Genomic DNA, 26,055 nt, shown 5'->3' on the forward strand with positions numbered 1-26,055 from the left:
GTCGGCGGCCGGGCTACGCAGGTGGCTGTGGACAACGGGGGGCGGAGGCTGTGGAGAACGTGCGGGGGAGGCCGGTTGCAAGGCGTGCGGAAGCCCGGTTGCAAGGCATGCGGAAGCCAGGCTGCAAGGCGCGCGGAAGGCCGTGCGGGGCAGCGGATACAGTCGGCCACATGACCAAGTGGGAATACGCAACCGTGCCGCTGCTCGTCCATGCCACGAAGCAGATTCTGGACACCTGGGGCGAGGACGGCTGGGAGCTCGTCCAGGTCGTGCCCGGGCCGAACCCCGAGCAGCTGGTGGCCTACCTGAAGCGCGAGAAGCAGGCATGAGCGCCGTCGAGTCCAAGCTGGCCGAACTCGGGCTGACCTTGCCCGAGGTGGTGCCGCCGCTGGCCGCGTACCAGCCCGCCGTGCAGAGCGGGGTGTACGTCTACACCTCCGGCCAGCTCCCCATGGTGGACGGCAAGCTCGCGGCCACCGGCAAGGTGGGTGCGGAGGTCACCCCGGAGGCGGCCAAGGAGCTGGCCGCCACCTGTGCGCTGAACGCCCTGGCCGCGGTCAAGTCGGTCGCGGGTGACCTCGACCGCGTCGCGCGCGTGGTCAAGGTCGTCGGCTTCGTGGCCTCGGCCGCCGACTTCACGGGCCAGCCCGCCGTCGTGAACGGCGCGAGCGAGCTGCTGGGCGCGGTCCTGGGCGACAAGGGCGTACACGCGCGCAGTGCGGTCGGGGTGGCGGTGCTGCCGCTGGACTCGCCGGTGGAGGTCGAGATCCAGGTGGAGCTGACGGAGGCGTAATCGGGCCTCCTGGGGCGCCGGTCGGTCGTTGATCGGGCTCCCTGGGGGCATTGGTTCCGGCATTGGTTCCTCCGGGGCGGCCCCTGGAGCAGCCAATTGTTGCCTCTCGAACATCAGCTCTCTACGGGATAGCCTCCGCGCATGGCGAATGGGCAGTGGTACCCCCCGGAGTGGCCGGACCGTATCCGCGCGCTCGCGGAGGGCAGGCTCACACCGGTCGTCCCCAAGCGGGCGGCCACCGTCATGCTGCTCAAGGACACCGACGGCACTCCCGCCGTACACATGCTGCGCAGACGCGCCTCCATGGCCTTCGCCGGAGGCGCGTACGCGTATCCCGGGGGCGGTGTGGACCCCAGGGACGACGACCGGCAGATCCGCTGGACGGGCCCCACGCGCGCGTGGTGGGCATCCCGGCTCGGCGTCGACGAGACCTCCGCCCAGGCGATCGTCTGCGCGGCGGTGCGCGAGACGTATGAGGAGGCGGGCGTGCTGCTCGCCGGACCCACCCCGGACAGCGTTGTCGGTGACACCACGGGCGACGACTGGGAGGCGGACCGTGAGGCCCTGGTCGCCCGGGACGTCTCCTTCGCCGAGTTCCTGGAGCGCAGGGGGCTCGTGCTGCGATCCGACCTCCTGGGGGCGTGGACGCGGTGGATCACCCCGGAGTTCGAACCCCGCCGCTACGACACCTGGTTCTTCGTGGCCGCCCTCCCGAAGGGGCAGCGCACCCGCAACGCCTCCACGGAGGCCGACAGCACCGTCTGGATCAGCCCCGGCGAGGCGGCGGACGCGTACGACAAGGGCGACCTCCTGATGATGCCGCCCACCATCGCGACCCTGCGCCAGCTCCGCTCGTACGCCACTGCCGCCGATGCCCTCGCCGCCGCACCCGGGCGCGACCTGGCCCCCGTCCTGGCCCAGGCCCGCCTGGAGGACGGCGAGCTGGTGCTGTCCTGGCCGGGCCACGACGAGTTCACGAAGCACATCCCGACCGGTGGAGCCCCCGCATGACGGACGCAGCAGCCCTTCCCGGCCAGCCGCGGGGCGGGGTTCTCGATGGCCCCGCCACTGCGCGTGCGATCAACGTTCTCGCCCCCAACGCGTCCCCGATGACGCTCGACGGGACGAACACCTGGGTCCTCTCGGAGCCGGACTCCGAGCTCGCGGTGGTGATCGATCCAGGGCCCCTGGACGACGTACACCTGCGCAATGTCGTGGACACCGCCGAGAAGGCGGGCAAGCGGGTCGCGCTGACCCTGCTGACGCACGGGCACCCCGACCATGCCGAGGGCGCCACCCGGTTCGCGGAGCTGACCGGCACGAAGGTACGGGCGCTCGACCCGGCGCTGCGGCTCGGTGACGAGGGCCTGGCGGCCGGAGACGTGGTCAGGACGGGCGGCCTGGAGCTGCGCGTCGTACCGACGCCCGGCCACACCGCCGACTCGCTGTGCTTCCATCTGCCCGCCGACCGGGCCGTCCTGACCGGCGACACGATCCTGGGCCGCGGCACCACGGTCGTCGCCCACCCCGACGGCCGCCTCGGCGACTACCTGGACACCCTGCGGCGCCTGAGGTCCCTGACGGTCGACGACGGCGTACACACAGTGCTGCCGGGCCACGGCCCCGTCCTGGACGACGCCCAGGGAGCCGTCGAGTTCTACCTGGCCCACCGCGCCCACCGCCTGGCCCAGGTAGAGACGGCGGTCGAGGACGGCTACCGCACCCCGAGCGAGGTGGTGGCCCACGTCTACGCCGACGTGGACCGCTCCCTGTGGCCGGCAGCGGAACTGTCGGTACGAGCACAGCTGGACTACCTACGGGAGCACGGCCTCATCTAGCCCCGTAAAGGGGCGTGGGGCTGTGTCGATTTGCGGCTCCGCCGCGATGGGGGTCCCCCCGCTCGAGCGAAGCCGAGAGTGGGGGAGCAGCCGAGAGTGGGGGAGCGACAGCCACGACGGGCCGTCAGCCGCGACACGACTGTCGTCCCCACCCCTTGGCGGGGTTCTGGGGCGCAGCCCCAGGGATGGGACGGGCAGGGGCGGCGGGGGCGAGATCCATCCCGGCCCGCCCCCGAGGGCGACAACAACCGGCCCGCCCCGAGGGCGACAACAAACGGGCCCCGCCCTCCAAAAGGGCGGGACCCCACAGACGTACGGCCAAGACCCAGCGTCAGCGCGACCGCTTGGCCAACCGCTCCACATCCAGCAAAATCACCGCACGCGCCTCCAGCCGAAGCCATCCACGCCCGGCGAAGTCGGCAAGCGCCTTGTTGACCGTCTCACGGGAGGCGCCGACCAGCTGGGCGAGCTCCTCCTGCGTGAGGTCGTGCACCACATGGATGCCCTCTTCGGACTGCACGCCAAAGCGGCGCGAGAGGTCGAGCAGAGCGCGCGCGACCCGGCCGGGAACGTCCGAAAAGACCAGGTCGGACATCTGGTCGTTCGTCTTGCGCAGGCGCCGCGCGACGGCGCGCAGCAGGGCGGCGGCCACCTCGGGCCGCGCGTTCAGCCACGGCTGAAGGTCGCCGTGACCCAGGCCCAGCAGCTTGACCTCGGTCAGCGCGCTGGCAGTCGCCGTGCGCGGGCCCGGGTCGAACAGCGACAGCTCGCCGATGAGCTCGCCGGGACCGAGGACGGCGAGCATGTTCTCGCGGCCGTCGGGGGACGTGCGGTGGAGCTTGACCTTGCCTTCGGTGACCACGTACAGGCGGTCACCCGGGTCACCCTCGTGGAAGAGCGCGTCGCCGCGCGCGAGGGTCACCTCACTCATGGAGGCGCGGAGCTCCGCGGCCTGCTCGTCATCGAGCGCCGCGAAGAGCGGGGCGCGCCGCAGAACGTCGTCCACGAGTTCTCTCCTTGTCGACCTGCTCAGGGGATCTTGCTCCCCCGTGTACCAGGGGACGGTGTTCCCCATATTGCCGGACGGTCCAAACAGTGTGATCAGTCACAAGTCTGCCGCACGTACGTGCCGGACAGTGCGGCAGGGGGCCAATTGGGGTCCGATCCCGGAGGGCCGGGGCGGATGTCAGTGGTGGGCTTTAGGCTGGCCGGGTGTCCAAATCGCCGGTGAGAGCACAGGCCAAGGGGGCTGAACGGGTGGCTGCACGTCGCGATTCCGCTGTGGGCGAACAGAGCCCCGACGGAACGAAGAAAACGGCAAAGGCGGCACATCCGGCACCGGTCAAGCGGACGCCGGGAGCCGCGAAGAAGGCAACGTCTACTACGAAGAAGGCCGCGCCCGTGAAAAAGGCTGCCAAGAAGACTGCGCCTGCGAAGAACGAATCCCGTACCGCCCTCGTCCGCCGCGCCCGCCGTATCAACCGCGAGCTCGCCGAGGTCTACCCGTACGCCCACCCGGAGCTGGACTTCGAGAACCCCTTCCAGCTCGTGATCGCCACCGTCCTGTCGGCCCAGACGACGGACCTGCGGGTGAACCAGACGACGCCGACGCTCTTCGCCAAGTACCCGACCCCCGAGGATCTGGCCGCCGCGAACCCCGAGGAGGTCGAGGAGATCCTGCGTCCGTGCGGGTTCTTCCGGGCCAAGACCAAGTCGGTGATAGGGCTCTCCAAGGCCCTGCGGGACGACTTCGGTGGCGAGGTCCCCGGACGCCTGGAGGACCTGGTCAAGCTTCCTGGAGTGGGCCGGAAAACCGCCTTCGTCGTACTCGGCAACGCCTACGGGCGGCCAGGAATCACCGTGGACACCCATTTCCAGCGTCTCGTCCGCCGCTGGCAGTGGACCGACCAGAAGGAGCCGGACAAGATCGAGGCGGCCGTGGGCGCGCTCTTCCCCAAGAGTGACTGGACGGACCTCTCCCACCACGTGATCTGGCACGGCCGCCGGATCTGCCACGCCCGCAAACCCGCCTGCGGCGCCTGCCCCATCGCCCCGCTCTGCCCGGCGTACGGAGAGGGCGAGACGGACCCGGAGAAGGCCAGGAAGCTTCTGAAGTACGAGAAGGGCGGCTTCCCCGGCCAGCGCCTGAAGCCCCCGCAGGCGTACCTGGACGCTGGTGGCCTCCCCGCGCCGCCGCTGGGGGTGCCCGTGCCGAGCGCGTCTGCGGCGGATTCGGGATGACGGAACGATCGGACGGGCTGCGGGCGTTGAGATCAGCAGAACGGGGGTGTCGATGACGCACGCGAGCGATATGCGGGGCGGCCGCTTGAGCCTGAGCAAGGATGGTCTGCCCGACTGGCTGGACCCGGTGGTGCACGCCGTAGAGACGGTGGAGCCGGTCCAGCTCAGCCGCTTCCTGCCGCCGGCCAACGGCGCGGGCCGCCAGTCCGCCGTGCTGATCCTGTTCGGCGAGGGGGAGTGCGGCCCCGAACTGCTGCTCATGGAGCGGGCCCATTCGCTCAGATCGCATGCGGGGCAGCCGTCGTTCCCCGGTGGCGCCCTCGACCCGGAGGACGGCGACCCGAAGGCCGACGGGCCGCTGCGGGCCGCTCTCCGCGAGGCCGAGGAGGAGACCGGCCTCGACCCGCGCGGCGTCCAGCTCTTCGGCGTGCTGCCCGCGCTCTACATCCCGGTGAGCGGCTTCGTGGTCACCCCGGTGCTGGGCTGGTGGCGCGAACGTACGCCGGTGGGTGTCGTCGATCCGAACGAGACGGCCCGGGTCTTCACGGTCCCCGTGGCGGATCTCACGGACCCCGCCAACCGCGCGACGACCGTCCACCCCAGCGGCCACCGAGGTCCGGCATTTCTGGTCGAATCGGCCCTGGTCTGGGGTTTCACGGCCGGAATCATCGACCGTCTCCTGCACTACTCGGGCTGGGAACGACCTTGGGACCGGGACAAGCGGGTCCCGCTCGACTGGCGCTCATGACAGGGTGGCGTGCGTGCTGTGTCTTCCCAGGGGTCGCTGTGTCCCATTGCCGCTGCGCGGCGGGCCGGACCCCCGGCCGGGCGATGGCGAACGTGAAGTGACGAGGCGAGGCCTGAATCAGTGAACGTGCTGGACATCCTGCTGCTGGTCGCCGCCGTGTGGTTCGCGATCGTGGGCTATCGCCAGGGGTTCGTCGTCGGCATCCTGTCGGTGATCGGCTTCCTGGGCGGCGGTCTCGTCGCCGTCTATCTGCTGCCCGTCATCTGGGACGCCCTGACCGATGACGCCGAGGTGGGCACCACGGCCGCCGTTGTCGCGGTGGTCATCGTGATCGTCTGTGCCTCCGTCGGCCAGGCCCTCACCACCCACCTGGGCAGCAAGCTGCGCCGGTACATCACCTGGTCCCCGGCCCGCGCCCTGGATGCCACGGGCGGCGCCCTGGTCAACGTGGTGGCGATGCTGCTGGTCGCCTGGCTGATCGGCTCGGCCCTCGCCGGTACGACACTGCCGACGCTCGGCAAGGAGGTCCGTAACTCCAAGGTGCTGCTCGGCGTGTCGCGGGCCCTTCCCGCACAGGCCGACACCTGGTTCGCCGACTTCTCCTCCGTCCTCGCGCAGAACGGCTTCCCGCAGGTCTTCAGCCCGTTCTCGAACGAGCCCATCAACGAAGTGCAGGCCCCCGACCCGGCCTTGGCCAACAGCCCGGTCGCCGCCCGCGCCCAGCGTTCCATCGTCAAGGTCACCGGCACCGCCGAGAGCTGCGGCAAGGTCCTCGAAGGCACCGGCTTCGTCTTCGGCCAGCGCCGCGTGATGACGAACGCGCACGTGGTGGGTGGCGTCGACGAGCCGTACGTCCAGATAGGCGGCGAGGGCAAACGGTACGCCGGGAAGGTAGTGCTCTATGACTGGGAGCGCGACATCGCCGTACTCGACGTGCCCGATCTGCGCGCCCCCGCCCTCCAGTTCACGTCCCAGGACGCCGCGAGCGGCGAGGGCGCGATCGTCGCGGGCTTCCCGGAGAACGGCTCGTACACCGTCAACGCGGCGCGCGTACGCGGCCGCATCACGGCCGACGGCCCGGACATCTACCACCGGGGCACCGTTCGCCGCGACGTCTACTCGCTCTACGCGACCGTGCGCCAGGGCAACTCGGGTGGCCCGCTGCTCACCCCGGACGGCAAGGTGTACGGGGTGGTCTTCGCGAAGTCCCTCGACGACCCGGAGACGGGGTACGCGCTCACCGCGGACGAGGTCCAGGAGGACATCGCCAAGGGCCGCACCGCCGTCCAGCAGGTGGACAGCGACAGCTGCGCGCTGTAACCGGGTGTGTCGCGAGCCGCTGTGTTGCGAGCGGGTCAGCCGCGAGGGTGGCGCAGGCGCGCCGAGACCCAGCGGGCCCGGCGCCTCAGAATGTGCGGGATGCCCAGCCGGGGGTCCGTGCCCTGCATCTGCGGGGCGCCCCTCTGGTGGGAGCTCAGGCCACTGGCCGAGCGGCGGTTGCGTGCTGCGTCACTGTAGTCGTGCGTCCAGCCCATACCCCGACGTCTGCCCCTGCCCCAAGGTCGATAACCGCCCCCATGCCCCCCAATTGGCCTATGCGCCAGGCATTGGCCGTTCGTAGGACAGGTGTTCCCGTGGAGGGCCCTCAGCGGCGGCTCGAGCGCTCCCGTGGACGGCTCATCGGTCCGGTTCTGGGTCCTTGAGCCAGTTGATGAGCTCGGTGGAGAACGCCACCGGATCCTCCTCGTGCGGAAAGTGCCCCAGCCCGTCGAACAGCCGCCAGCGGTACGGCGCTTCGACGTACACCCCGGAGCCCGCCGCGCTGCGCGTCCGCATCACCGGATCGAGCGAGCCGTGCAAGTGCAGCGTCGGCACCCGCACCGGCCGCTTCATCCGGCGGTTGAACTGGATCCCGTCCGGCCGGGCCAGCGAACGCACCATCCAGCGGTACGGCTCGACCGAGCAGTGCGCCGTCGACGGAATGAGCATCGCCCGCTGGTACATGGCCACGTCCTCGTCGTCCGGCAGCCGAGGCCCGGACCAGTCCCGTACGAGACGGCCCACCAAGGCGCCCTCGTCGGCGACGAGTTGACGCTCCGGGATCCAGGGCCGCTGAAAGCCCAAGATGTACGAGCCCGCCCTCGTCTGCTTCATGTCCGACAGCATCGCCGAGCGCCAGCGCCGGGGGTGCGGCATCGAGGCGACCGCGAGCCGGCGCACCAGCTTGGGGCGCATCACGGCCGCCGTCCACGCCAGATAGCCGCCGAGGTCATGGCCGACCAGGGCCGCGTCGGGCTCGCCGAGGGACCGTACGACCCCGGTGATGTCGAGGGCGAGGTTCGCCGGGTCGTAGCCGCGGGGCGTGCGGTCACTTCCGCCGACGCCCCGTAGATCCATCGCGACCGCGCGGAAGCCGGCGTCGGCGAGCGCGACCAGCTGATGCCGCCAGGACCACCAGAACTGCGGGAAGCCGTGCAGCAGCAGCACCAGGGGTCCGTCACCCAACTCCGCGATGTGGAAACGCGCGCCGTTGGCGGCGACGTCCCGGTGACGCACCTCTTTCGCGCCGGGCACGTCGAGCCGTACGACCGAGGTGGAGGGCGCCGAGGGTGTGTCGGGGTCCGTCATGAGGACGAGCGTGCCACAGCCTTGACGCCCTCACCGACCCGGTCGGCCTCGTTCACCTGACGGGGGTGCGGCTTCGCATTCTGCAGGACGGACGCGGTCTCCTTGACCGAAGCCGCCGTCTTCTGCGGACCCTTGCCCTTCTTGGCCTTCTTCGCGAAGACGACGCCGATCAGGGCGAGCACGCCCGCGACCAGCACGTTCGCCGCGAACGACAGCAGGAAGCAGACCGCGAGGTTCCAGTCGCTCCAGGTGCGGATCCCGTACGCCAGCGCGAAGCTCAGCATCGGCAGGGAGAAGATCAGTACCGCCCCGGCCGCCGCGAACGCGCCACCGCCCACCGCACCGCGCTTGACGTCGCGCTTGAGCTGGGCCTTCGCCAGCGCGATCTCGTCGTGCACCAGCGCGGACATCTCGGTCGTCGCCGAGGCGAACAGCTGGCCGATGCTGCGTTCGGCGCCGACCGGGCTGCCGTCGGGTGCGCTCATCGCGTTCTCCCTGTTCTCTTGGGCGTCTCGACCCCTGAGCCTCTGGACTCTTGGGGCGTTTTGCGTGTGTGTCAGATCATGCCGGACCGTCGTTCTCCTCGCTTGCCCCGGCGGTCACTTCGGCAAGCCTGCGATGTTCGGCGGCCTTCCGCTCGTAGATGTCCGCCATCCTCAGGTGGTACTCCGGATTGTCCTGCTCGTATATGTCGGGGATGCCGTCATGGTCCTCGTCCAGCTCCTCGGCCTCGCACAGCTTGCGGTACTTGGCGTTCCGTATCTTGAGCAGCGTTCCCGCCAGGACGGCCGCGATCAGGGAGCCCATCAGGACGGCGGCCTTGATCTCGTCGGTGAGCACTTCGTCGCCCTCGAAGGCGAGCTCGCCGATGAGCAGCGAGACGGTGAAGCCGATGCCCGCGAGGGAGGACACCGCGAAGACATCCGGCCAGGCCAGGTCCTCGGAGAGTTCCGCCCGGGTGAAGCGGGCCGCCAGCCACGTACCGCCGAAGATGCCGACCGCCTTGCCGACGACCAGCCCGAGCACGACACCCAGCGTCTCCGGCCGTGTGAACACCTCTCCGATCGCGTCCCCCGACACCGCGACACCCGCGCTGAACAGCGCGAACAGCGGCACGGCGAAGCCCGCCGACACGGGCCGTACGAGATGCTCGATGTGCTCGCCCGGGGAGTGCGCCTCGCCCTCATGGGGCGTGCAGCGCAGCATCAGACCCATCGCGACACCGGCGATGGTGGCGTGGATGCCGCTGTTGTACATCAGCCCCCAGATGACCAGGGCGAGCGGGACGTACACGTACCAGCCGCGTACACCCTTCCTCAGCAGCAGCCAGAAGACGGCGAGGCCGACGACAGCACCGCCGAGGGCCGCGAAGTCCAGGTGGTCGGTGAAGAACACCGCGATGATCAGGATCGCGAAGAGGTCGTCGACGACCGCGAGGGTGAGCAGAAAGGCGCGCAGGGCGCTCGGCAGGGACGTACCGATGACGGCGAGGACGGCAAGCGCGAAGGCGATGTCGGTCGCGGTCGGCACGGCCCAGCCGGCGAGCGAGCCTCCGCCTGTGCTGCTGACCAGCGTGTAGACGAGCGCGGGCACGGCCATGCCGCAGAGCGCGGCGACGACCGGGAGCATGGCGGCCCTGCGGTCCTTGAGATCGCCGGCGACCAGCTCACGCTTGAGCTCGATGCCGGCGACGAAGAAGAAGACCGCGAGCAGTCCGTCGGCGGCCCAGTGTCCGATGGAGAGGTCGAGGCCTAGCGAGGCGGGCCCGAAGTGGACGTCGCGGACGGACTCGTAACTGTCCTTGAAGTCGCTGTTCGCCCAGATCAGCGCGGCGATCGCGGCGAGGAGCAGGAGCACGCCGCCGAGGGTTTCGGTGCGCAGGGCGTCCGCGACGAAGTTCCGCTCGGGGAGCGAGAGCCGTCCAAGGGCCTTGCGGTCTTTGTTGGTCGTGGGAGCAGGCGCGGGCACGTGGATTCGACCTCCGGTCGGTGGGCAGGGCAGAGCACATGCCGACCAGACTTCCCGGCGCACCTGAGGCTTCTTGTCGCGTTGCTGACGTTTTCCTTAGCCTACCTAAGAAGGGCACCCGGCGCGTTGCCGGGTGCCCCTCTCGTCGTACGTACGACTCTCAGGCCGTACGTACGACTGTGACCGTCTTCCTCCGTACGACCGTCAGTCCTCGCTTGCCGCCGACGGGAGCTTCGTCTGGATCAGGTCCATCACCGTGGAGTCGGTGAGCGTGGTGACATCACCGAGCTCGCGGTTCTCGGCGACGTCGCGCAGCAGACGGCGCATGATCTTGCCGGAGCGGGTCTTGGGCAGCTCGGCCACCGGCAGGATCCGCTTGGGCTTGGCGATCGGGCCGAGGGCCTTGCTGACGTGGGCGCGCAGCTCGCCCACCAGGTCCGAGGTCTCCGCGGCCGAGCCGCGCAGGATCACGAAGGCCACGATGGCCTGGCCGGTGGTCTCGTCCGCCGCGCCCACGACCGCCGCTTCGGCGACGGAGGGGTGCGAGACGAGCGCCGACTCGACCTCGGTGGTGGAGATGTTGTGCCCGGACACGAGCATCACGTCGTCGACCCGGCCGAGCAGCCAGATGTCGCCGTCCTCGTCCTTCTTGGCACCGTCCCCGGCGAAGTACTTGCCCTCGAACCGCGACCAGTACGTGTCGAGGAACCGCTGGTCATCACCCCAGATGGTGCGCAGCATCGACGGCCACGGCTTGGTGAGGACGAGATAGCCACCGCCTCCGTCCGGCACTTCGTTCGCCTCGTCGTCGACGACCGTGGCGGAGATGCCGGGCAGCGCGCGCTGCGCGGAACCGGGCTTGGCCTCCGTCACGCCCGGCAGCGGCGAGATCATCATCGAGCCGGTCTCGGTCTGCCACCAGGTGTCCACGACCGGGCACGTGTCGGCGCCGATGTGCTTGCGGTACCAGATCCACGCCTCGGGGTTGATCGGCTCGCCCACCGACCCCAGCACGCGAAGGCTGGACAGGTCGAACTTCGCGGGGATGTCGTCGCCCCACTTCATGAACATGCGAATGACGGTGGGCGCGGTGTAGAGGATCGTCACGCCGTACTTCTGGATGATCTCCCAGAACCGCCCCTGGTGCGGGGTGTCCGGAGTGCCCTCGTACATCACCTGCGTCGCGCCGTTCGCGAGCGGTCCGTACGTGATGTACGAGTGGCCCGTCACCCAGCCGATGTCAGCCGTGCACCAGTAGACGTCGGTCTCCGGCTTGAGGTCGAAGACGGCGTGGTGGGTGTACGCGGCCTGGGTGAGGTAGCCACCTGAGGTGTGCAGGATGCCCTTCGGCTTACCCGTCGTCCCCGAGGTGTAGAGGATGAACAGCGGCTGCTCGGCGTCGAACGCCTCGGGCGTGTGCTCCGCGGACTGCTTCTGCGTGATCTCGTGCCACCAGATGTCGCGGCCTTCGGTCCAGTCGACCTCCTGGCCCGTACGGCGCACCACGAGCACCTTGTCGACCCCGTCGACCCGGGCGACCGCCTCGTCGACGGCGGGCTTGAGCGCGGAGGGCTTGCCGCGGCGGTAGCCGCCGTCCGCGGTGATGACCAGCTTCGCGCTGGCATCCTCGATACGGGTGGCGATGGCGTCGGCCGAGAAGCCGCCGAAGACGACCGAGTGCGCGGCGCCGATGCGGGCGCAGGCCAGCATCGAGACGACGGCCTCGGGAATCATCGGCAGGTAGATGGCGACCCGGTCGCCCTTCTCAATTCCGATCTCCGTAAGGGCGTTGGCGGCCCGGGAGACCTCGTCCTTCAACTCGGTATAGGTGATGGCCTTGCTGTCGCCGGGCTCGCCCTCGAAGTGGATCGCGACCCGGTCGCCGTGCCCGGCCTCCACATGGCGGTCGACGCAGTTGTACGCGACGTTCAGCTTTCCGTCCGCGAACCATTTGGCGAAGGGCGGGTTCGACCAGTCCAGCGTCTCGTTCGGCTCGGTGGCCCAGGTCAGCCGGCGCGCCTGCTCGGCCCAGAAACCGAGCCGGTCAGCCTTGGCCTGCTCGTACGCCTCCGCTGTGACGTTGGCGTTCGCGGCCAGGTCAGCGGGCGGCGCGAACCTGCGCTCCTCACGAAGCAGGTTGGCCAGGCTTTCGTTGCTCACGACATCTCCCTTTCCCAGGGTGTCCGTTGTGTCCCAGGCCAGCTCATCAGACGCGGACCCCTGGTGACAAGGGCCGTCGCCGAAATTGGTTTAGACCTGTTCGGGGCGGTGGTGGCCCCTGCACACAGGGGCCACACGTTTTCACGGACGGGGGAGGCGTGCGGTTCAGGCTCAGGGGTGAGGGGAGCCTGGCCGCGGTGGGGTGCTTGCGGCCGGTTAAGGGCTGTTCGCGGGCTGGGTCGAGGCCCCGACTTCGTACAGCGCTCTCGCCTCTACCCGGTCGAACACCATGCCGCCTGGCTCGTGGCCGGGCTTGGCCACGGACCGGTCGCCGGGTGCCTGCTGCTTGTCCGGTGCCTGCTGGTGGTCCGGCGACTCCTGGCTCTCGGGGGACTTCTGGCTTTCGGGTACGTCCGTGAGCAGATACGCCTGGGCCTCGCCCACGTGGAAGTACATCCCGTGCAGCTCGAGCGCGCCCGCCCGCAGAGCCCGTGCCACGGACTCGTGGGCCCGCAGATGCTCCAACTGCTGCACCACGTTGGTCAGACAGAGCTGCTCTACGGCGTCGGCGGGCGTCCGTCCGGCGATCCGCGCAGGTGGCCCATCCTGCCCGGCAACCCGCTCCAGACTCGGCAGTCCATACCGCAGCCACCGCTTCAACGGCGTCCGCCCGCCGGTGGGTTCGGCGTGCAGCAGCGCCTGCATCGCACCGCATCCGGAGTGCCCGCACACGGTGATGGATCTCACCTTGAGCACCTCCACCGCATACTCGATCGCGGCCGCCACCGAGTCGTCCCCGCTCTCCTCGCCGGGCGGCGGCACGAGATTGCCGACATTGCGTACGACGAAGAGGTCGCCCGGGCCGCTGGAGGTGATCATCGACGTGACCAGCCGGGAGTCGGCGCAGGTCAGGAAGAGCTGCGAGGGCTGCTGCCCCTCCCGCGCGAGCCGGGCCAGCTCACCGCGCACCAGGGGAGCGGTGTTGCGCTGGAACGCGCTGATGCCGCTGGCCAGCTCGCCTGCACCCCCGTCCGGCGGCGCGGCCCTCGACGGCTGGGCGCATTGGTGGTTGCGCCAAGGCGTCCAGGGCCGGCAGTGGCACTGGGCGGCGCCCGCGGGCTCGGTGATCCGCCTGCCTCCCCGCCCGGTCAGCTCCACCGATCCGCCGTGCGTGGTGTGCGAACTCTGCCAGTCGTGCAGCGACTCGTACGCCGCGTGGTCCATGAACGAGCCGTCCAACTCCACGACGGCATCCGCCCCTTGGGGCACCAGATGCAGCGCCCGGCTGAGCCGCGGCACGGCGAGAAACGTCAACTGCCCGCGGACGCGCACATGATGGACGCCACCCTCGTCCTCTTCGTGGGTGATACGCGTACGGGTCAGCCGGTGCAGCGCCACAGCCACGGCCACGGCGACGCCGATCCCGACGCCTTCGAGGACGCCGAGGAACACCACGCCCGCCGTGGTGGCCGCGTACACCAGGACCTCGCGGTGGCGGGTGACAGTGCGGATGTGGGTGAGTGACACCATCTGTACGCCGACGGCCGCCACCAGTGCGGCGAGCGCGGCCAGCGGAATCAAGTCCAGTACGGGCACCAGCAGCAGTGCGGCGATCACGATCCACAGGCCGTGCAGCATCGTGGAGTTGCGGCTCACGGCGCCCGTCTGGACGTTGGCCGCGCTGCGCACCGCGACGCCCGTGACGGGCAGTCCGCCCAGCGCCCCGGAGACGATGTTCGCCGCGCCCTGGCCGCGCAGCTCCCGGTCGAGGTCCGCGCGCGGGATGCGCGGCCCCTGCTTGCGGGCGGCGGCCAGCTTGTCCACGGCCACCGCGGAGAGCAGCGACTCGACGCTGCCGACCAGCGCGATGGTCAGCACGGCCGCGGCGATGCCCAGTACTGGCCCTTCCGGCAGCCCGGCGAGGGTGTGACTGTTCCAGGAGGGCAGGTCGACCCGGGGCAGCTGCAGCCCGGCGACCGCCGCTGCCGCCGTGGCTGCCGCGACCGCGGCGAGCGCCGCCGGCACCGTACGGACAACTCGCCCGGCCTGCCCGGGAATGCGCGGCCACAGCAGCAGAACGGCCAGCGTCAGGACGCTCGTCGCCAGCGCCGCCAAACGTGGGTCGGCCAACTGGGCGGGCAACTCGCGGACGTTGTCGACGACGGAGCTGCGCGGTGAGCCGCCGAGCACGATGTGCAACTGGGCGACGGCGATGGTGATGCCGATGCCGGCCAGCATGCCGTGCACGATCGCAGGGCTCACGGCGAGCGCCGAGCGTGCCACCCGCAGGAAGCCCAGGGCGAGTTGGGCGAGCCCGGCGAGCACGGTGATGGCGCAGGTCGTACGCCAGCCGTACTGCTGGATGAGGTCGGCGGTGACCACCGTGAGTCCGGCAGCGGGCCCGCTCACCTGGAGCGGTGCGCCACCGAGCCGGCCGACCAGGAGCCCGCCGGCGGCGGCGGCGACGAGGCCCGCCTGCAACGGTGCCCCGGTCGCCAGGGCGATGCCGAGGGACAGCGGCAGCGCGATCAGGAAGACGGCGATCGAGGCGGACAGGTCGGCGGCCGCGATCCGGGGACCGCGGCGGCGGGGCGAGGGCGGGCTGTGCGGCCTCCCATCGTCGGGCAGATGCGAAGAGTCGTCGCTTCGGGGGGTGGTGCAAGTAGACATTTGGTTTCCGTCTCCTCCGGGGCCGCGTGGTTGTAGAAGGGCTTCAGGGGGCGGCCGTGGGACACGGCCTTACAGTTGCGGGATTTCTCAACTCTCGGTAAATGAATGGTAATGGAGAGTAAAGACCATGGGGCAGAAACTAGCGCAAATGGGCTAGTGATTCACTCTGGCGAGTTAATACGCACATTCATCGGCTTGTCGCACTAATTCCTTCGGATCCCCGTGCGACCTTGGCGGCGCTGTCGGTGTTCGCCCGGGTTTTCCCGGATCTGAAGGAAGTAGGTGGGCGGATGGTGGGCGCCAGCCAGAGAATCGCCATGGGCGTCATGGTCACCGCGCTCTGCGGGGCCGCCCTCGCGGGTTGTGCGACCGGTGACGCCGGCGTGGAGAGGGCGACCGGCGCCCGGGCGTCCAAGAGCGCCGCCGCGGGCGCCCAGGCGCCGAAGAACGCGCTCCGTCTGATCGGCGACGGCTCCACCGCCTTCACCGGCGCGCAGCCGCATCTGCCCCGACCCGAGCGGCTGAGGTCCGGTCAGAAACCGCCGCAGTTCGTGGTGTTCTCGTGGGACGGCGCGGGCGAGGACAGCCAGAAGCTGTTCTCCCACTTCCGCGAGGTGGCCCGGGACAACAAGGCGACGATGACGTACTTCCTCAGCGGCGTGTACATGCTGCCGGACGAGAAGCGCGCCCTCTACCGCCCCCCGGGGCGCTCAGCCGGCCGCTCCGACATCGGCTTCAATGACAGGCAGGGTGTCTGGGACACGGCGGAACAGCTGCGCGGCGCCTGGCTCGAGGGCAACGAGATCGGCACCCACTTCAACGGCCACTTCTGCGGCAGCGGTGGCGTGGGTGACTGGTCGGTCGAGGACTGGAAGAGCGAGATCGCCCAGGCCAAGTCGTTCGTGCAGTCCTGGAAGACCAATACGGGCACACGGCAGGCCTCCCCGTTGCCCTTCGACTACGACAAAGAACTGATCGGCGCCCGCACGCCGTGCCTGGAGGGCCGGCAGAATTTCCTGCGTGCGGCCCGTGAGATGGGCTTCCGCTACGACACCAGCGGCGTCAACGACCAGGTCTGGCCCAAGAAGGAGCAGGACCTGTGGGACCTGTCGATGCAGCTCGTCCCGTTCCCGGGACGCGACTTCGAGACGCTCGCCATGGACTACAACTTCATGGTCAACCAGTCGGGCACCACATCCCGGGGCGACCGGGCCAAGCACAAGTACTGGGGCGACCAGATGCGTGACGGCCTGCTCAGGGGCTTCGCCCGCGCCTACCACGGCAACCGCGCGCCCCTGATCATCGGCAACCACTTCGAGTCCTGGAACGGCGGCACCTACATGCGCGCGGTGCAGGAGACCATCGAGCGCGTCTGCACCCGGCGTGAGGTGCGCTGCGTCTCCTTCCGGCAACTCACCGACTGGCTCGACGCCCAGGACCCGCGGACCCTGGCCAAGCTCCGCACCCTCGAGGTCGGCCAGGCCCCGAAGCAGGGCTGGACGTCGTTCCTCACCGCCCGGCCGACGCCACCCGCACCCGCCTCGAAGGGCGTCCCGGGCACCACGGCAGCGAAGCCGTAGCGCCCGGTCGGCCGATGTCAGGGCCTGCCCGGCGGATCATGCCGGACAGACCCTGGCCGTCACGCCGTGGCGCTCTCGGCCTCACGCAGTACGAAGGCGGGGTCGACCTGGGCGGCCAGGTCGGCACCCGTCCGCTCATTGCCCCAGGACTGCGCGTTCTTCAGGTGGAAGTGCACCATCTGACGCGTGTAGCGCTCCCAGTCGCGCAGCTCGTACGTGGCGTCCGCGGCGGACTGAAGTGCCTGCAGTGCGCGGCGGTTTGCGTCCTCCAGGTGCTCGAAGCGGGGCGGGCGGCCCTTCTCCATGGCGCGCACCCAGTCCGAGTGCCCGACCGTCACCAGGAGGTCGTCCCCGACCTCGGCGCGGAGGAAGTCGATGTCGTCCTGGCCCTGCACCTTGTTGCCGACGACCTTCAGGGTGACGCCGAAGTCGCGCGCGTACTCCTTGTACTGGCGGTAGACGGAGACCCCCTTCCGGGTCGGCTCGGCGACGAGGAACGTGATGTCGAAACGGGTGAACATGCCGGACGCGAAGGAGTCCGAGCCCGCCGTCATGTCGACGACGATGTACTCGCTCTGGCCGTCGACGAGATGATTCAGGCAGAGCTCCACTGCACCGGTCTTGGAGTGGTAGCAGGCCACTCCCAAATCGGCCTCGGTGAACGGGCCGGTGACCATCAAACGGACGGCGCCGCCGTCGAGTTCCATGGCTCGCGCACAGGCGTCGTACACCGGGTTGTTCTCGACCACCCGCAGCAGCCGGGAGCCCTCTCCGGGAGGTGTCGTCTTGATCATCGTCTCGGCGGAGGCGATACGCGGGTTGGAGCCGCGCAGGTAGTCCTTGATCAGCGGAAGCCGGTCGCCCATCGCGGGCAGTGCTGCGGCATCCGCCTCGTCGAGTCCGAGTGCGGGCCCGAGGTGCTGGTTGATGTCGGCGTCGACCGCGACGACCGGCGATCCCGTGGCCGCGAGGTGACGGATGAAGAGCGAGGACAGGGTGGTCTTGCCGCTGCCGCCCTTCCCAACGAAAGCAATTTTCATGTTCAGTAAGCCTAGTGGTCGAACCACGTCTGGTCGCCGCCAAACGTGAAGAAGACCACTCCATCGTGGGGATGGTCACAGTGGTGCGTAGGGTCGTACCCATGAGTACGACAGGTGCGAACGCCGACCCTCTCGCGACACTGGGCTCGCTGTCCGGCGTCGCCGAATCCGTGGAGTCCGTGCGCAAGGCCGTAGACCGGGTGTACGGGCATCGCATCATGCGGCGCCGCAGCAACGAGGTCACCTCCGAGGCCGCGCTGCGCGGAGCGCGAGGCTCCGCTGCGCTGTCCGGCGCCGACTGGGCACTCGAAGAGGTGCGCCGGCGCACCGACTTCAGTGTTGACGACGAGGCCAGAGTGGTGGGCGCGGCCCTCCGGTTGACTGCCGAGGCAGGTCAACTCCTGTCCATCTGGCGGCAATCGCCCCTTCGGGTACTCGCGCGGCTGCACCTGGTGGCTGCCGCGGACAAGGCGGACGAGGTCGGCCGGCCGCGGCAGGACGGCGAATCCGTCGACGAGCCGCTGATCGAACTGCCGTTGCCCGACGCGGCCGAGGTCGGGGGCCGTCTGGACGGCCTCGCGCAGCTGGTCATCGCGGGCAGCTCCGCACCCGCCCTGGTGACCGCCGCCGTGGTGCACGGCGAACTCCTCGCGCTGCGTCCCTTCGTCTCCCACAACGGCCTGGTCGCGCGCGCGGCCGAACGCATCGTCCTGGTCGGCAGCGGCCTCGACCCGAAGTCCGTCTGCCCCGCAGAGGTCGGCCAGGCGGAACAGGGCCGCGCGGCCTATCTGGCAGCCTTCGAGGGTTACGTTTCCGGCACCCCGGAGGGCATGGCGACCTGGATCGCCCACTGTGGCAAGGCGGTTGAGCTGGGCGCGCGGGAGTCGACGGCGGTGTGCGAGGCGCTGCAGCGCGGGGCGGCGTGACGTTCGGCCTCTCGCTGTCACGTCTTGCCTCGCGGCGCGGGCTTCTGCGCTCCGGGGCTCGAAAAAAAGGAGCCTCCTAGGAGGGCGAAAAACTCCCTGAACAGGGTTGCGGCGGTACGAGAGTTCGTACCGCCGCTGGCATGTTCACCGGGTTACCAAGCGTCCTCGAGATATTGCCCATCAGGTCGGGAACTTTGCCCGTTGCCTGGTGCGGCTGGCCCGTAATCGACGGGTCGACGTCGCGTGGGTGCCCTGTGTTCATGCTCGGTCCGTGGGGCCTTGGTTGCGTTTAAAGGTGATCCTTTCGGATGATCCTTGGTCTCGCGGGCCGTTAACTTCTTTGTACTCCAGGACCGGAGGAAGCGGAAGCCCTCGCTGCGCTTCTTTACTTTTGGGTTCAAAGAGGAGTGAATCGGTCACCCGAATCGGCACGGGGCGATTCGGCGTGCTCAGCTCACCACCGAACGGCGTCGGCTCGCGTACCAGACCAGGCCCGCGGTGGCCGCCGCCGCGCCTATCGCCGCCGCCGCGACCAGGGCAGGCCGGGGCGGCACGGACAGCCGCTGCTTGAGCCGCACCGGATGGTGGAAGTCGAGTATGGGCCACCCTCGCGTAGTGGCCTCGCGGCGCAGGGCGCGGTCGGGATTGACGGCATGGGGATGGCCGACGGCTTCGAGCATCGGGATGTCGGTGGCCGAGTCGCTGTAGGCGTAGCAGCGCGAGAGGTCGTACCCCTCGGACGCGGCCAGGTCCTTGATCGCCTCGGCCTTCGTCGGGCCGTATGCGTAGTACTCCACATCGCCCGTGAAGCAGCCGTCGTCGCCCACGACCATGCGGGTCGCCACCACCCGGTCCGCGCCGAGCAGTTCACCGATGGGCTCGACGACCTCCGTGCCGGAGGTGGAGACGATCACGACGTCGCGACCGGCGAGGTGGTGCTCCTCGATGAGGGACGCCGCCTCGTCGTAGATGATCGGGTCGATCAGGTCGTGCAGCGTCTCGGCGACGATCTCCTTGACCTGCTGGACGTTCCAGCCGCGGCAGAGCGCGGACAGATACTCGCGCATCCGCTCCATCTGGTCGTGGTCGGCGCCGCCCGCGAGGAAGACAAACTGGGCATATGCGGTACGCAACACAGCCCGGCGGTTGATCAGTCCACCTTGGTAGAACGACTTGCTGAACGTGAGCGTGCTCGACTTCGCAATGACCGTCTTGTCCAGATCAAAGAAGGCCGCTGTGCGGGGCAAGGAGTGGTTTTCCACGAGGGTGAGCATAGGCGCCCACCATTCGGCGTAAGGTGAGGTGCGTGGGTTTGCCTGAGAAGGCTCTCGGGTACACCATGGAAGTCACGGATCGTTCGCGACCGTGCTAACCCGGTCCGGCTCCTCCCCCCCCGAGTCGGCCGTGGGGACGACCCCCGCTCTCCCCCCCGGCGGGGGTCGTCGCATGTCCGGGTGGGTTTTCTCTCTTCCTTCGCTGAGCGCCGGGTCCGTTGTGCGGGCTTCGGCGCTTCTTCGCGCATACGCATGATCCGTCACCATCCGTAGTCGTCGCGCTGCTCTGTGGAAGTCGCACAACAGTCACCGGTTTGGGTGAACGCGATATTCACAACCATCGGGTCGTCCACAGTTATCGACCAAGATCCACACGATTTCCGGGATCGCTGCACCGTGATTCCAGCGCGTGCCGCCGAGTGCGAGTTCATGGCCGGTTCGGTTTGTCCGGGGCTATGGCCGGTTCGTATCGGCGGTTCATATGGAGGACCGGTTGCCGGTTCTTGTGCGCGGCGGGATGCGCGGGGCCGCGGGGGCTTCGCGAGCAGGCAGCGAAGGGGGATGGAGATCGTGGCGGGAGCCATCACATACGACCGGACGTCGGCCGCCGAGGGGCGACAGGGTAGGCCGTTGATCGTCACGGAAGACGTGGAACTGCTGGACGACCTGCTGCGGCTGTGTGCCGCGGCGGGTGCCAGGCCCGAGGTGCACCACGGGGTGCCGGAGCGCGGAGGCGGCTGGGACACGGCGCCCTTGGTGCTGGTCGGCGATGATGCCGCGCGGCGGGTGCGCGGGGCAGGGCGCAGGCGCGGAGTGGTGCTGGTAGGGCGGGATCAGGACGATCCGGGGGTGTGGCAGCGGGCCGTGGAGATCGGCGCCGACCATGTCCTGCTGCTGCCGGATGGCGAACAATGGCTGGTCGACCGGATCGCCGACGTGGCCGAAGGAGTCGGCCCGCCCGCGCTCACCGTGGGCGTGATCGGCGGTCGTGGCGGGGCCGGTTCGTCCACGCTCGCCTGCGCTCTCGCGGTCACCTCGGCGCGCGAGGGGCGGCGCACCCTGCTCGTGGACGCGGATCCGCTGGGCGGCGGACTGGACGTACTCCTCGGCGGCGAAACAGCCGAGGGCCTGCGCTGGCCGGCCTTCGCCGGCTCGCGCGGCCGGGTCGGCGGCGGTGCTCTGGAGGAGTCGCTGCCCGAGCTGCACGCTTTGCGTGTCCTCAGCTGGGACCGCGGCGACTGTGTCGTCATCGCGCCCGAGGCCGTCCGCGCGGTGCTGGCCGCGGCCCGACGGCGAGGTGGCACGGTGGTCGTGGACCTGCCGCGCCGGATCGACGAAGGCGTCGCGGAGGTTCTCGCCCAGCTGGACCTCGGGCTCCTCGTGGTACCCGCCGAACTGCGCGCCGTCGCGGCGGCAGGGCGGGTGGCGTCCGTGGTCGGCATGGTCCTGCGCGATCTGCGGGTCGCGGTACGAGGGCCGTACGCACCCGGCCTGGACGACAAGGAGGTGGCCCGACTGCTCGGGCTCCCCTTGGCGGGCGAGGTCCCCATGGAGGCGGGACTGCCGGTGGCCCAGGAACGCGGGGCTCCACCCGGAGCCGACGCACGGGGGCCACTTGCCCGCTTCTGCTCGGCGTTCTGGGAGCGGGCCGCGATGGCGGGAGGGAGCGTATGAGCGGGGGCACGCGCGTGCGTGGCGGAGGGCTCGGCGGACGTACGGGTGTTGCGGGGCTGCCTGTGGACGCCGGGTCGTTGGACGGGCGTGCGGGTGTGGATTCGTCTGCGGGCGTGAGGCCGACGGATGGTCGTACGGGCGTGAACTGGCCTGCGCATGCGGGGTCGTCCAGCAGGCGAGCGGGAGTTGGGCCGTCTGTGGTTGCGGGGTCGGTCGGTGAGCCTGCGGGTGTGGGTTTGCCTGCGGAGGCGAGGTCGGCGGATGGTCGTACGGGCGTGGGCTGGTCTGTGGATACAGGGCCGACCGGCGGGCGAGCGGGAGTGGGGCGGCCCGCGGTTGCGGGGCCGGTCGGTGGACGTGCGGGCGTGGGATTGCCGGCGGACGCGAGGCTGACGGGCGGGCGTACTAGCGTCAAGTGGCCTGCCGATGAAGAGCTGTTGGACGGGGTGCGGCAGTGGCTGGCCGAGAGTGGGGCCGAGCCGACTCCAGCCCGGGTGGCGCAGGCCTTGCGCGACCAGGGGCGGGTGCTGGGGGATGCCGAAGTGCTCGGCGCGGCCGAGCGGTTGCGCTCCGAGCTGGTCGGGTCCGGTCCGCTGGAGCCGCTGCTCGCCGATTCCTCGGTGACCGATGTGCTGGTCTCGGCGCCCGACCGAGTATGGGTGGACCGGGGCGGCGGCCTGGAGCTGACGGCCGTCTCCTTTCCGGACGCGGCGGCCGTACGGCGGCTCGCACAGCGCCTCGCGGCCGTGGCCGGGCGGCGGCTCGACGACGCGCACCCCTGGGTCGACGCCCGGCTTCCGGATGGCACGCGTCTGCATGCCGTGCTGCCACCGGTCGCGGTCGGCTCGACGTGCCTGTCGTTGCGGGTCGTGCGGCCGCGGGCGTTCACACTCGACGAGCTGGTGGCGGCGGGGACGGTACCCCCGGGCGGCGACCGGGTGCTGAGGGCACTGCTCGATGCCCGGCTGTCCTTCCTGATCAGCGGCGGTACGGGCAGCGGCAAGACAACGCTCCTGAGCGCCCTGCTGGGGCTGATCGGACCGGGTGAGCGGATCGTGCTCGCCGAGGACTCGGCGGAGCTTCGCCCCGATCACCCCCACGTCGTACGCCTCGAATCCAGACCCGCCAACCAGGAGGGCGCTGGACTCGTCACACTCCAGGACTTGGTACGCCAGGCTCTGCGGATGCGCCCGGACCGGCTGGTCGTCGGTGAGGTCCGCGGGCCCGAAGTCGCCCACTTGCTGGCCGCGTTGAACACCGGCCACAACGGCGGTGGCACCGTCCACGCGAACGCCGCGTCATTGGTACCCGCCCGATTGGAGGCGCTGGGTACGGCGGCGGGGCTCGACCGAGCCGCCCTGCACAGCCAGGTGGCGGCAGCTCTCTCGGTGGTGCTCCATCTCGTACGCGACCGGGCCGGGAGGCGGCGGATCGCCGAAGTTCATGTGCTGGAGCGGGATCCGGCGGGGCTCGTCGTGACGGTGCCGGCGCTGCGCTGGGGCGCGGAGGCCTTCGCGTATGAGCGGGGCTGGGAGCGGCTGCGGGGGCTGCTCGGTGAGAGGAGTGAGGGCTTGTGACGGGGGTCGGAGAGGTGTTGATGGTCGCGGCGATGGTGTGTGCCGGGGCGGCGGCCTGGCTGATGGGTGGCCAGGGGCCAGGTGCTCGGCGGGCTCAACTGCTGTGTGCGGGTGGCGGGGTGGCGAGAGCCGGACCGCCGACGTGGGAGCGAAGGGCGCGGGAGCGGGCCGCACCGACTGTGGACTGGCTACGGCGGTTGCATCGGCGCCGGGGCGACTGGTGGTCGCTGGTCGCCGGGGTGGTGGTCGCTCTGCTGGGGACGTCCGTGGTGCCGCTCGTCGTGGGCGCGCTCGGGGTGCCGCTGGTGAGGCGTGCTCGGCGGGTGAGTCAGGCGCGCCGTATCCGGGAGCGGAGCGCCGACGCGGTGATCGTGTTGTGCGGAGCGCTCGCGGGGGAGGTCCGCGCCGGACGGCAGCCGGGCGAGGCGCTGCTTCGGGCCGCTCGTGATTCGGGCGGGCTCGGCGAGGCGCAGGCGGTGGTGCTGGCGGCGGCGCGGTTCGGCGGGGATGTGCCCGGCGCGCTCACGGATGCGGCACGGCGGCCGGGTGCCGAGGGACTCCTGGGCCTCGCCGCGTGCTGGCGGGTCGCTGTGGACCGAGGTGCCGGACTCGCGGCCGGCCTCGACCGGCTGGAGGCGGCGCTCCGCGCGGAGCGGGACCAACGGGCCGATCTGCGCGCCCAGTTGGCGGGGGCGCGGTCGACGGCGGTGCTGCTCGCCGGGTTGCCCCTGCTGGGTCTGCTCCTCGGTACCGCGCTCGGCGCCGATCCGCTGCACGTCGTCCTGCACACCGGCGCGGGCCTGGGCTGTCTGCTGATCGGCGGGGCGCTGGAGGGCGCCGGGCTGTGGTGGGCGCTGCGGATCATACGGAAGGCGGAGGCGGGATGAGTACGGAGGCTGTCCACAGGCTGGGGGTGGCCCTGTGCCTGGTGGCGGGACTGTGGTCGCTCGCATGGGTTCTGGGGGCGGCGCGGCGGGAGCTGCGGGTGCGCAGGAGACTGCGAGCGGTGCTGGACGTCGTGGAATCGACGCCCACCGGACGACGCTTCGCCGTTCGGGCCCCGATGCGGAAGTGGCTGCCGGTGGTGGGTGCCGTCAGCGCCTGCTGGGTGTTCGTCGGCGGCGTTCCCGGGGTCGTCGTGGGGCTCGTAGCCGGGTTCGGGGTGAGGCGGTGGCAGCGCAGGCCGGCTCCGGCAGAGGAGTCCGACTCGGGACTGGCCGAGCGGCAACTGCCCCTGGCAGCCGACCTGTTGGCGGCCTGCATTGTGGCGGGCGCCAGTCCCGTAGCGGCGTCCCAGGCCGTGGGGGAGGCGCTGGAAGGGCCCGTGGGAGAACGGCTCGCGCGGGGTGCGGCCGAGGTGCGGCTCGGCGGTGAACCGGCCGAGGCATGGCGGGGGTTGGCCGCGTTGCCCGGCGCCCGGGCATTGGCCCGGCTGCTGGAGCGGGCGGGTGAGTCGGGCGTACCGGCGGCGAGTCCTGTCGGCCGCCTCGCCGCGGAGGCCCGCGCGGAGTGGGGACGTACCGCCACCACTCGTGCGCGGCGGGCGGCCGTCATGGTCACCGCGCCGGTGGGGCTGTGCTTCCTGCCCGCGTTCATCGCGATCGGGGTGCTTCCTGTGGTGATCGGGCTCGCGGACGGGGTGTTGGGAGGTGGTGGATGACCGGCGAGGCGTGATGAAGAGCGAGCGATGAATGGAACAGGTCCGGCACAGCTGGACGAAGTGAACGAGTTGAACGAGTCGAACGAGTCGACAGTGCGGATCTACACGGGGGTTCGGATGAACAAGGCAATGCGGGTACGAGTGCAGGCCGACCGGATGCAGGCACTGGCGGGCAGGGCGTGGGCGGTGCCGGCTGCCTGGGCGGTGCGGAGGGCTTCGGCGGCGCGGAAGGATGCCGGAATGGTGACCTCCGAGTACGCGATGGGGCTGATCGCGGCGGTGGGGTTCGCGGCGCTGCTCTACGAGGTGGTGACCAGTGGGCAGGTCAAGGGGGCTCTGCAGGACATCGTGGAGCGAGCGCTCAATGGCCAGTTCTGAGGAGCGGGCGGCGCGTCCGGCAGGGCGCCGGGATCCGTTCCCGCGCCTGGCCGGGGACCGAGGGTTCGTGACGGCGGAGGCGGCCATGGTGCTGCCCGTGCTGATCGCGTTCGCCTTGGCACTGGTCTGGGCCCTGCTGGCCGCGTCCGCGCACATCCAGTGCGTGGACGCGGCCCGGGCGGGGGCACGTGCGGCGGCCCGCCAGGACCCGCCGGGCACGGTGACGACGGTGGCCCGGGAGACGGCACCGGACGGGGCGCAGGTCACAGTTCGGCGCGAGGGAGATCTGGTGCGTGTGCGGGTCACGGCGAAGCCTCCGGGGCCCGACGCGCTGGCTCTCGACCTGGACCACGAGGCTGTGGCCCTGGCCGAGGAGACGGTGGGGGCGGGCGGATGACGAAGGGGAACGAGCGATGGTGGGAGTCGCGGAGGAGAGCGTTCTCCTCTGACCGGGGCTCGGCGACCGTTACGGCGGTGGGCGTCATCGCGGTGCTGTGCGTCTTCTTCGGCGCCATCCTCGCGATGAGCCAAGCGGTGATGACACGTCACCACGCGGGTGGTGCCGCCGACTTGGCGGCCCTCGCGGCGGCCGACCACTGGATGGAGGGCGGTACGGCGGCCTGCGCCCAGGCGGACCGGGTGGCGCGGGCCCAGGGCACCCGCATCGTCCGGTGCGCCGTCTACGGCGAGATCTCGGACGTCAGGGTCGCGGCGGGGCGGGGGCCGTTCACCGCGGAGGTCAGGTCTCGGGCGGGACCGGCGGGGCCGAAGCCACCGGCGGGACCTGAGGGGGTGATAGCTCCGCCTCACCCCGGGGGTGAGGCAGCGGAGCCTGAGAGGGGATGAACCCGTGGAGGGACCCGGCGCTCGTGTCGAGCTACCCCTCCGCCACCTCACCCC

At 70.5% G+C, this 26,055-nt stretch carries 25 protein-coding genes; 16 read left to right on the forward strand and 9 right to left on the reverse strand.

All coding sequences use genetic code 11. The features are described 5' to 3' along the window. The first annotated feature begins 170 nt into the window (after positions 1 to 170). From G6048_RS19335 to G6048_RS19350, 4 genes are all read left to right on the forward strand, one after another. Positions 171 to 329, forward strand: a complete 159-nt coding sequence (locus tag G6048_RS19335) for a DUF4177 domain-containing protein (protein WP_009189813.1) — start codon at positions 171 to 173, stop codon at positions 327 to 329. Further along, the gene (locus G6048_RS19340; RefSeq protein WP_165340811.1) at positions 326 to 793 is read left to right on the forward strand and encodes a RidA family protein; all 468 of its coding nucleotides are present in this window, start codon (positions 326 to 328) and stop codon (positions 791 to 793) included. The genes G6048_RS19335 and G6048_RS19340 overlap by 4 nt, the downstream gene beginning before the upstream one ends. 141 nt (positions 794 to 934) lie before the next feature. Further along, on the forward strand, positions 935 to 1,804 hold the full coding sequence (locus G6048_RS19345; protein WP_165340812.1) for an NUDIX hydrolase: 870 nt from the start codon (positions 935 to 937) through the stop codon (positions 1,802 to 1,804). After that, positions 1,801 to 2,631 carry an MBL fold metallo-hydrolase gene (locus tag G6048_RS19350; protein WP_165340813.1) on the forward strand — a complete coding sequence of 277 codons (831 nt, stop codon included), beginning with the start codon at positions 1,801 to 1,803 and terminating at the stop codon, positions 2,629 to 2,631. The genes G6048_RS19345 and G6048_RS19350 overlap by 4 nt, the downstream gene beginning before the upstream one ends. Before the next feature lie 331 nt (positions 2,632 to 2,962). On the opposite strand, the gene G6048_RS19355 is transcribed toward G6048_RS19350, so the two are convergent. Then, on the reverse strand, positions 2,963 to 3,637 hold the full coding sequence (locus tag G6048_RS19355) for a Crp/Fnr family transcriptional regulator (protein WP_016642758.1): 675 nt from the start codon (positions 3,635 to 3,637) through the stop codon (positions 2,963 to 2,965). Positions 3,638 to 3,888: 251 nt separating this feature from the next. On the opposite strand from G6048_RS19355, the gene nth reads away from it, so the two are divergent. The 3 genes from nth (at position 3,889) to G6048_RS19370 (ending at position 6,940) form a co-directional block, all read left to right on the forward strand. Beyond that, positions 3,889 to 4,872 carry an endonuclease III gene (gene nth / locus G6048_RS19360; RefSeq protein WP_165340814.1) on the forward strand — a complete coding sequence of 328 codons (984 nt, stop codon included), beginning with the start codon at positions 3,889 to 3,891 and terminating at the stop codon, positions 4,870 to 4,872. A 52-nt stretch (positions 4,873 to 4,924) separates the two neighbouring features. Next, on the forward strand, positions 4,925 to 5,620 hold the full coding sequence (locus tag G6048_RS19365; protein ID WP_165340815.1) for an NUDIX hydrolase: 696 nt from the start codon (positions 4,925 to 4,927) through the stop codon (positions 5,618 to 5,620). A gap of 120 nt (positions 5,621 to 5,740) precedes the next feature. Next, positions 5,741 to 6,940 (forward strand): MarP family serine protease, encoded by a 1,200-nt coding sequence (locus tag G6048_RS19370; RefSeq protein ID WP_165340816.1) that lies wholly within the window; start codon positions 5,741 to 5,743, stop codon positions 6,938 to 6,940. 35 nt (positions 6,941 to 6,975) lie between these two features. Here the strand turns inward: G6048_RS19370 and G6048_RS49645 are convergent, their stop codons facing one another. From G6048_RS49645 to G6048_RS19400, 6 genes are all read right to left on the reverse strand, one after another. Continuing rightward, positions 6,976 to 7,155 (reverse strand): hypothetical protein, encoded by a 180-nt coding sequence (locus tag G6048_RS49645; RefSeq protein ID WP_165340817.1) that lies wholly within the window; start codon positions 7,153 to 7,155, stop codon positions 6,976 to 6,978. Positions 7,156 to 7,297: 142 nt separating this feature from the next. After that, entirely contained in the window at positions 7,298 to 8,248 is a 951-nt protein-coding gene (locus G6048_RS19380) for an alpha/beta fold hydrolase (protein WP_165340818.1), read from the reverse strand. Further along, the gene (locus G6048_RS19385) at positions 8,245 to 8,733 is read right to left on the reverse strand and encodes a phage holin family protein (RefSeq protein ID WP_165340819.1); all 489 of its coding nucleotides are present in this window, start codon (positions 8,731 to 8,733) and stop codon (positions 8,245 to 8,247) included. Before G6048_RS19385 ends, G6048_RS19380 begins: the two co-directional genes overlap by 4 nt. A gap of 76 nt (positions 8,734 to 8,809) precedes the next feature. Next, the gene (gene nhaA, locus G6048_RS19390) at positions 8,810 to 10,216 is read right to left on the reverse strand and encodes a Na+/H+ antiporter NhaA (protein ID WP_165340820.1); all 1,407 of its coding nucleotides are present in this window, start codon (positions 10,214 to 10,216) and stop codon (positions 8,810 to 8,812) included. A gap of 204 nt (positions 10,217 to 10,420) precedes the next feature. Next, complete coding sequence (acs, locus tag G6048_RS19395) at positions 10,421 to 12,418, reverse strand: acetate--CoA ligase (RefSeq protein WP_165340831.1); 1,998 nt, start codon at positions 12,416 to 12,418, stop codon at positions 10,421 to 10,423. 174 nt (positions 12,419 to 12,592) lie between these two features. Then, on the reverse strand, positions 12,593 to 15,046 hold the full coding sequence (locus tag G6048_RS19400) for a bifunctional SulP family inorganic anion transporter/carbonic anhydrase (RefSeq protein ID WP_235990037.1): 2,454 nt from the start codon (positions 15,044 to 15,046) through the stop codon (positions 12,593 to 12,595). 293 nt (positions 15,047 to 15,339) lie between these two features. Between G6048_RS19400 and G6048_RS19405 the strand changes: the two genes are divergently transcribed. Next, complete coding sequence (locus G6048_RS19405; protein WP_165340832.1) at positions 15,340 to 16,626, forward strand: polysaccharide deacetylase family protein; 1,287 nt, start codon at positions 15,340 to 15,342, stop codon at positions 16,624 to 16,626. A gap of 59 nt (positions 16,627 to 16,685) precedes the next feature. Here G6048_RS19405 and G6048_RS19410 read toward each other — a convergent pair whose 3' ends face one another. Then, the gene (locus G6048_RS19410; protein ID WP_165340821.1) at positions 16,686 to 17,666 is read right to left on the reverse strand and encodes an ATP-binding protein; all 981 of its coding nucleotides are present in this window, start codon (positions 17,664 to 17,666) and stop codon (positions 16,686 to 16,688) included. A 101-nt stretch (positions 17,667 to 17,767) separates the two neighbouring features. On the opposite strand from G6048_RS19410, the gene G6048_RS19415 reads away from it, so the two are divergent. Then, positions 17,768 to 18,592, forward strand: coding sequence for a Fic family protein (locus G6048_RS19415; protein ID WP_165340822.1), 825 nt, complete (start codon positions 17,768 to 17,770; stop codon positions 18,590 to 18,592). A gap of 449 nt (positions 18,593 to 19,041) precedes the next feature. Here the strand turns inward: G6048_RS19415 and G6048_RS19420 are convergent, their stop codons facing one another. Next, on the reverse strand, positions 19,042 to 19,866 hold the full coding sequence (locus G6048_RS19420) for an HAD family hydrolase (RefSeq protein WP_165340823.1): 825 nt from the start codon (positions 19,864 to 19,866) through the stop codon (positions 19,042 to 19,044). A 561-nt stretch (positions 19,867 to 20,427) separates the two neighbouring features. Here G6048_RS19420 and ssd point away from each other — a divergent pair. The 7 genes from ssd to G6048_RS19455 all read left to right on the forward strand — a co-directional run bounded on the left by ssd (position 20,428) and on the right by G6048_RS19455 (position 26,001). Then, on the forward strand, positions 20,428 to 21,540 hold the full coding sequence (ssd, locus tag G6048_RS19425) for a septum site-determining protein Ssd (RefSeq protein WP_206341794.1): 1,113 nt from the start codon (positions 20,428 to 20,430) through the stop codon (positions 21,538 to 21,540). Positions 21,541 to 21,929: 389 nt separating this feature from the next. Then, positions 21,930 to 23,117, forward strand: a complete 1,188-nt coding sequence (locus tag G6048_RS19430; RefSeq protein WP_235990038.1) for a TadA family conjugal transfer-associated ATPase — start codon at positions 21,930 to 21,932, stop codon at positions 23,115 to 23,117. Between the two features lie 20 nt (positions 23,118 to 23,137). Further along, positions 23,138 to 24,004 (forward strand): type II secretion system F family protein, encoded by an 867-nt coding sequence (locus G6048_RS19435; RefSeq protein WP_165340834.1) that lies wholly within the window; start codon positions 23,138 to 23,140, stop codon positions 24,002 to 24,004. Continuing rightward, complete coding sequence (locus G6048_RS19440; RefSeq protein WP_165340825.1) at positions 24,001 to 24,777, forward strand: type II secretion system F family protein; 777 nt, start codon at positions 24,001 to 24,003, stop codon at positions 24,775 to 24,777. The genes G6048_RS19435 and G6048_RS19440 overlap by 4 nt, the downstream gene beginning before the upstream one ends. A gap of 27 nt (positions 24,778 to 24,804) precedes the next feature. Then, positions 24,805 to 25,155 (forward strand): DUF4244 domain-containing protein, encoded by a 351-nt coding sequence (locus G6048_RS51425; protein WP_328826384.1) that lies wholly within the window; start codon positions 24,805 to 24,807, stop codon positions 25,153 to 25,155. Then, a complete protein-coding gene (locus G6048_RS19450; RefSeq protein ID WP_165340826.1) occupies positions 25,142 to 25,552 on the forward strand; it encodes a TadE family type IV pilus minor pilin in 411 nt (136 codons plus the stop codon). The genes G6048_RS51425 and G6048_RS19450 overlap by 14 nt, the downstream gene beginning before the upstream one ends. Continuing rightward, positions 25,549 to 26,001: an Rv3654c family TadE-like protein gene (locus tag G6048_RS19455; protein WP_165340827.1), complete on the forward strand. Its 453-nt coding sequence runs from the start codon at positions 25,549 to 25,551 to the stop codon at positions 25,999 to 26,001. The genes G6048_RS19450 and G6048_RS19455 overlap by 4 nt, the downstream gene beginning before the upstream one ends. Positions 26,002 to 26,055: the final 54 nt, after the last annotated feature.

Origin of the sequence: Streptomyces ureilyticus (genome assembly GCF_011045025.1) — a bacterium.
Lineage (GTDB): Bacteria > Actinomycetota > Actinomycetes > Streptomycetales > Streptomycetaceae > Streptomyces > Streptomyces ureilyticus.